A 4,944-nucleotide genomic window follows, 5' to 3' on the forward strand; every position below is an offset into this window, starting at 1 on the left:
AGGGCCGACAGGGTGAGGGTGGTGTCGCCGGTGGCCGGGGCGGTGAAGTCCGGTGCCGGCTGTCCTTCTTTGATCGTCATGGTTGTCTCCTGCTACTTGTTCAGTGATGGGGTAAATACTACACGGTAACGCGATAAATCCGGGAAGAGGCGGGACGAAACGGGGCTATTCGGGATGGGTAGTGAAAAGACTTTGCACCATATAGAACAAAAAGAGGCTCAGAAAAGACGCGGCTGATTCGGGTCGCCACGCTCACGCACCCGTCTAATGATCTTATAGATGGCCCGGGTTGTCAGATTGTACTTCTTCGCCAGCTCGTTGTGGTTCCGGCCGTCGAACTGCTCGTAGATCTTCAGGTCGCGAAGAGAGAGCCGGAAACGGTGATCCTTCGGAAAGGTCACGACTTGCCCACCCCAGGTGTCGGCCAGCCGATCGCAGATTGCGCAGCCGGCCTGCTCGGCCAGATCTTCATCGATGCCGTGCTCGACCAGGATCTGCTGGGTGTGAGCCTGGACTTCCTCCAGCAGCTCGTTGCGGCGGATTTCCATGTTGGAGTCACGCTGGTTCATCGGTATCCCCTTGTGCATCAATGAAACGCTTGCGCCAGGCCTTCAGGGCCTCGATGACCTTTTCGGCCTGGCGGCCGTCCAACCAATCGAGCGCTTCCACGCCGGTCTGGCGCTTCACGTAGCGCGCCAGGGCCTGTTCTGAGCGGTCGCGAACGACCCCCATCTGAGCCAGATCCAGCCAGAGCGCCCTGATTTTCTTGTCCTGCGGCTCTCGGGCAGTCACGCGGCGCCGAGGGCGGGCGCTGGTTTTCGGCTTCCAGCCCAGCTGGCGCAGCCTGTGGAGCACCTTCGCTCTGCCACGGGCGGATAGCTTCGCCGAGGAGGTGACGCCCGCCACCGACTCCAGCATCAGGCGGTAGGCGTCCTCGTCCATGGCCAGTTCCTTGCGGGCGATGTGGATCTTGGCCAGATCCCGGCGCTTCTGGTCCGCGTCAGTCTTCATTTAGCCTCCGCACCTGGCCCTTCATAGCGCGATCGGGGTCGTACCCCAGCCGACGCATCTGCCGGCGCCATGCGGCGTCGTCATCGGCCTTCTCGACCTGCTTTTGCTCTTGGCTGGTGGTTTGCTCGGCCCCGCGTTTCGGTACCGCCTGGCCGATCCTGTCCGCGATGCCCGTCATTACCTGCTTCAGGTAGTTGTGGTTCTTCAGCGGCTGCCCGTTCTCGCCGGCCTGACGCTTCTTGTAGATCTGCTCGACGGTCTCTCTGAGGGCGGCAGCCAGCAGGTGCTGATCGGTGGTCAGCTCCAGGGCCTCTTCGGCCAGGTGTAGGGCCCGGTCGTTCGCCAGGTCGCGTTTCTTTGGCCGGAACAGGCCGAGATAGGCCAGTAGCGGCACCATGACGGTGTGCGGTGTCTTGGCCACCAGGCTCAGCAGGTCCCGTGTGGATTCGTCCTGCGCCAGCGCCTGCAGGTCGAGGTGGTGATGGCAGATAGAGCAGCGACCGATCTTCACGCGTCCTCCCAGGGGCTGGGCCAAATCACGGTGGCACCTGCGGCTCGCAGTTGTCTGGTGGCTGCGGCTAACTGGTGCTTCTTGTCGAGCCACCGAACATATTGCTTGGCTGGCTCCGGTGCTGGGCCCACTACCAAGGCTATGGCCCGGATGTCTTCGTCGCTCAGACCGTCGTAGGGGCAGTTGAGTAGCTGTTTGCTCATGCGTCCCCCTGCTCTAAGGCTTGCTTCAGGCGCGCCAGGTCCGAGCGACGGATGAGGGCGAACGGCGAGGCCGTGCCCTCTATCACCCGCGACATCACGTCCGCGACCACTTGGCGCAGTTCGGGATCTCGGTTTTCCAGGACAGCGCGCTGATCAAGCATCTTCGGCTGCTCCGTGATCCTGCTTCATGCGCTCGTCGATGAAGGCGTCGAAGTCGTCGCCAGCCAGGTCGCAAAGCTGCTCCCAGCCGCTCGGGCCTTCGCCCTCGTCGGGGCCGAAGTTGTCGGGGTTCCTCAGCCAACGGTATCGTTCAGCGTCTGCGCGTAATTCATCCATCTCCCCGTCGGTCGGTCCCGACCTCAGCGCTCTAATGACTTTGTCGGCTTCGGTGATCAGAGCCCCTTGATCAGAGAAGCTGTCATCGAGTCCATCACGGAGTGTTTTCAGTATCCGGATCGCTCGCCAGCGCACTCCGATTTGCCCATCTGGCCCCCCCTCCGGCAACGCCAGCTTGTTGGGTTTTTCCAGGGCCTGGATCCGGTCAGCGGTGTCCGGTCCAGTGATCAGCGCCACTGCGGCGACCGGCTTGTCCTGGGTGCCGTTGAAGGACAGCACCACGGTCGGTGAGTCTGTCTTCGCCATTTCGTCGAGGATCTCCCGCAGCTTCAGCCCTTCTAGCCGGTGCAGCTCCTCGGTGAGTCGTTTCGTTCCTTGTGTCATTGCTCCCCCTTGATCAACTGTGTCATGCGGCCCAGCGTCCGCTGCATGGCGGCTACGGCCTCGTCGCCGGCACCGATGGTGATCGCGCCCTGGAGCGTCTCTCGAATACTCTGCAGGGTTTCGTCGCGGGCGCGGTTGTCGCCGCGCTCGATCGCCACCACCAGCTTTCCCACCTGGTGGGGAAACGACGGCGCGCGAGCACGGTTCCGGTTGGCTAGTTCGTGTAGTTTCGGCTGCATCAGCTCACCCCTCGGGTTATACCGCCGCCAGGTCCAGCGGGATGGCTTCGTACTGGTCGCTGCGACCGACCCGGCGGTAGAACCGGACGTAAACGCAGGTACCGACCGCCTGGATGCTGTCCTTCAGCGCCTCCATGGCACGCAACCAGGCCGGGTCGTCGATATCGGCCCGCAGCAGGTCCAGGATGGCGCTCGTTTTCAGCTGGCCCTGGGCGTTGGTCCGGAAAGCGCGGTCCACCAGCACCTTCATGTTGCTGTTGCCGCCCTCGCTCCACTCGCGGATGCACTGGTTGATCAGCTCTTTTGCGGCCTCCAGCTCCTCGGTGAATGTGAGGCGCTCCGCGTAGGACCGCACGACCTTCAGGTCGCCGTCGTAGGTGGCGATGCTGACGTTGCCTTTCCGGCCGCCCAGCTTCACGTCGTAGCGCTCCGCGCTGATGCGCACCACGTCGGCGATATCGTCGAGTGCGCGCCGCTTGAACGCCTTGAGCAGCACATGCAGGCGGATTGCCTCGTCCGCCAGATCCCGGGCGGTCTGGTCGCGCAGCTTGTCGTGCTCGCGAACCTGTTCCTCCGGAACCAAGTGGCCGGCGGCGTTTCGCATGTAGCCATCGGGGATGGCTTGATCGAGATCCATGATGGTCTCCCTAATGAGTGAGGCGGGCCGGGCGATCGCCGGCGGCCACGCCGTGGTTGAGTTCGGCCTCGTGGCCTTCCCGATACCCCGCGCTCAGGGACTTTTCATCCCTGGCGTGGTACTTCTTCGCTCGCTGTTCCCGACGCTCCAGGTTCGGGTGGTAGCAATCCATGTAGGCCTGAACAGCCTGCGCCGTGACTTCGTCGGCACCGGCGAACGCGCTGACCTTTTCACTCACGGCGGATATCCAGGCGTTGGCGAAGGCGTCACCGCGCCGGCGTTTCGTCGCGAGCTTGCACCGCTTCAGGCCGGCCACATGGGCCGACCTGGCGCGGGTGAGCTGACGCTCGAGCACGTCATAGGCGTAGGTCGCAAGCTTCGGTGACAGTGACGCACCGATGAATGCGAAATCGGTGGAAAACACGGTCCTTTGGACGATCACCTCGCAATCGAAGGCGTCCGCCACGACTCGGGCCAGCCTGCACTTCCAAATGGGTGGGTACCGTCGAGCACCGCTGTCCAGGGACTCCTTGGTTACGTCCATGCAGTCGATAAAGCCCTGCTCGACGTTCCACTCCTCCATAAGCTTGTGTGCCTGGCGGAGCGCCGTAGCCGATTCGTTGGCGTTCTGGCTTTTGGCCAGCGCCAGGCATTTCTTGATCCTTCGGATCGCGTCTTCGCGGTTCATGAGCCCTCTCCTAAGCGACGATCCACGTGGTCCCACTCGATGAGTTGGCCGTGGAACGGCAGTCCGTACTGGCGTTCAAAGAAATCGAGAAGGGCCGGCAGGCCGGAGAAGCCATCCGCTATCGCCAGCCGTTCAGCGCTACGCCGGTAGATCGCCTGGCCCTCGACTAGGATGGTTCCGTTCTCCTTTATCGTGATGTCGCGCTCCAGTAGGCAGGTAGCAACACCGATCCGCCGGCAAGACCGGGTTCGCATGCCGGTGAACAGATACAGCGAATCACCGGTGCGGATCGGCCACTTTCGCTTTGGACGGATCGTCTGCCGCTTCTCGTCGGCTTCAATTGCCGGGACGAATTCAGGTTTGAAGTTGAGAGCCGGCATCACGTCCTCCCGTTCGCGTGGTGCTTGAGCTGCTCGTAGCAGTGCCCGTTCTCAATGCGACGCAGGTGCTCGACCTTCGCCTCCACTTCGTCGATCGCCGCGTCCAGATCGTCGAAGCGCCGGTGGATCCGGGCGACCGCCGCCTTCTGGCGCGGAAGCAGTGGCCGGTAATCGCCGCCGGTGATCTCCTGGAAGTACTTCTCCGGGTGCTGCAGGAACGCCGGGAGCGTCATGTACTTGCCGATCCCGTGCATGCAGAACACGTCGGCCCAGTACTCCAGCTGCTCGGTTTCAATCGCCATCGGACACCCCCTCGATCAGTTGCAGAGCGACGGGGCCTACAAGGTCACACCAGTCGCCGAACCAGGCGCGGCCGCTTTTCCAATGGATCACCATCGGCTGCCCGGTTTCGTCGCATGTCGCTAGCTCCAGCTCCTCACCGCGAATCCATACATTCGCGAAGGTCCAACGGAGGAAGACGGGCCTGTTCTTGATATTGATTACCTCGCTCATAGGGCCTCCTAGTGCACCGTCTGTTTGCGGGCAGCGGGGACG

At 62.7% G+C, this 4,944-nt stretch carries 11 protein-coding genes; all 11 read right to left on the reverse strand.

Annotated elements, in window-relative coordinates; translation table 11 throughout:
* Nucleotides 1–218: 218 nt before the first annotated feature.
* Nucleotides 219–569 (reverse strand): Mor transcription activator family protein, encoded by a 351-nt coding sequence (locus tag ACX93N_RS16120; protein WP_459429461.1) that lies wholly within the window; start codon nucleotides 567–569, stop codon nucleotides 219–221.
* Nucleotides 556–1,011: a gp16 family protein gene (locus ACX93N_RS16125; RefSeq protein ID WP_459429462.1), complete on the reverse strand. Its 456-nt coding sequence runs from the start codon at nucleotides 1,009–1,011 to the stop codon at nucleotides 556–558. Before ACX93N_RS16125 ends, ACX93N_RS16120 begins: the two co-directional genes overlap by 14 nt.
* A complete protein-coding gene (locus ACX93N_RS16130) occupies nucleotides 1,001–1,522 on the reverse strand; it encodes a hypothetical protein (RefSeq protein ID WP_459429463.1) in 522 nt (173 codons plus the stop codon). The genes ACX93N_RS16125 and ACX93N_RS16130 overlap by 11 nt, the downstream gene beginning before the upstream one ends.
* A gap of 199 nt (nucleotides 1,523–1,721) precedes the next feature.
* On the reverse strand, nucleotides 1,722–1,886 hold the full coding sequence (locus ACX93N_RS16135) for a hypothetical protein (RefSeq protein WP_459429464.1): 165 nt from the start codon (nucleotides 1,884–1,886) through the stop codon (nucleotides 1,722–1,724).
* Complete coding sequence (locus ACX93N_RS16140; RefSeq protein ID WP_459429465.1) at nucleotides 1,879–2,445, reverse strand: hypothetical protein; 567 nt, start codon at nucleotides 2,443–2,445, stop codon at nucleotides 1,879–1,881. The genes ACX93N_RS16135 and ACX93N_RS16140 overlap by 8 nt, the downstream gene beginning before the upstream one ends.
* Nucleotides 2,442–2,603 carry a hypothetical protein gene (locus ACX93N_RS16145; RefSeq protein WP_459429466.1) on the reverse strand — a complete coding sequence of 54 codons (162 nt, stop codon included), beginning with the start codon at nucleotides 2,601–2,603 and terminating at the stop codon, nucleotides 2,442–2,444. The genes ACX93N_RS16140 and ACX93N_RS16145 overlap by 4 nt, the downstream gene beginning before the upstream one ends.
* Before the next feature lie 97 nt (nucleotides 2,604–2,700).
* Nucleotides 2,701–3,321 (reverse strand): DUF3164 family protein, encoded by a 621-nt coding sequence (locus tag ACX93N_RS16150; RefSeq protein ID WP_459429467.1) that lies wholly within the window; start codon nucleotides 3,319–3,321, stop codon nucleotides 2,701–2,703.
* Between the two features lie 10 nt (nucleotides 3,322–3,331).
* Complete coding sequence (locus tag ACX93N_RS16155; protein WP_459429468.1) at nucleotides 3,332–4,009, reverse strand: DUF2786 domain-containing protein; 678 nt, start codon at nucleotides 4,007–4,009, stop codon at nucleotides 3,332–3,334.
* Nucleotides 4,006–4,389: a hypothetical protein gene (locus ACX93N_RS16160; protein WP_459429469.1), complete on the reverse strand. Its 384-nt coding sequence runs from the start codon at nucleotides 4,387–4,389 to the stop codon at nucleotides 4,006–4,008. Before ACX93N_RS16160 ends, ACX93N_RS16155 begins: the two co-directional genes overlap by 4 nt.
* Entirely contained in the window at nucleotides 4,389–4,691 is a 303-nt protein-coding gene (locus tag ACX93N_RS16165) for a hypothetical protein (protein WP_459429470.1), read from the reverse strand. The genes ACX93N_RS16160 and ACX93N_RS16165 overlap by 1 nt, the downstream gene beginning before the upstream one ends.
* Nucleotides 4,681–4,902 carry a hypothetical protein gene (locus ACX93N_RS16170; protein ID WP_459429471.1) on the reverse strand — a complete coding sequence of 74 codons (222 nt, stop codon included), beginning with the start codon at nucleotides 4,900–4,902 and terminating at the stop codon, nucleotides 4,681–4,683. The genes ACX93N_RS16165 and ACX93N_RS16170 overlap by 11 nt, the downstream gene beginning before the upstream one ends.
* Nucleotides 4,903–4,944: the final 42 nt, after the last annotated feature.

The organism is Pseudohaliea sp. (assembly GCF_054552115.1).

What these genes read in the sequence shown, in the direction of transcription:
- ACX93N_RS16125 (WP_459429462.1), bottom strand. Translation starts at nt 1,011, where the DNA reads ATGAAGACTGACGCGGACCAGAAGCGCCGGGATCTGGCCAAGATCCAC.
- ACX93N_RS16120 (WP_459429461.1), bottom strand. Translation starts at nt 569, where the DNA reads ATGAACCAGCGTGACTCCAACATGGAAATCCGCCGCAACGAGCTGCTG.
- ACX93N_RS16135 (WP_459429464.1), bottom strand. Translation starts at nt 1,886, where the DNA reads ATGCTTGATCAGCGCGCTGTCCTGGAAAACCGAGATCCCGAACTGCGC.
- ACX93N_RS16150 (WP_459429467.1), bottom strand. Translation starts at nt 3,321, where the DNA reads ATGGATCTCGATCAAGCCATCCCCGATGGCTACATGCGAAACGCCGCC.
- ACX93N_RS16160 (WP_459429469.1), bottom strand. Translation starts at nt 4,389, where the DNA reads ATGCCGGCTCTCAACTTCAAACCTGAATTCGTCCCGGCAATTGAAGCC.
- ACX93N_RS16170 (WP_459429471.1), bottom strand. Translation starts at nt 4,902, where the DNA reads ATGAGCGAGGTAATCAATATCAAGAACAGGCCCGTCTTCCTCCGTTGG.
- ACX93N_RS16140 (WP_459429465.1), bottom strand. Translation starts at nt 2,445, where the DNA reads ATGACACAAGGAACGAAACGACTCACCGAGGAGCTGCACCGGCTAGAA.
- ACX93N_RS16155 (WP_459429468.1), bottom strand. Translation starts at nt 4,009, where the DNA reads ATGAACCGCGAAGACGCGATCCGAAGGATCAAGAAATGCCTGGCGCTG.
- ACX93N_RS16165 (WP_459429470.1), bottom strand. Translation starts at nt 4,691, where the DNA reads ATGGCGATTGAAACCGAGCAGCTGGAGTACTGGGCCGACGTGTTCTGC.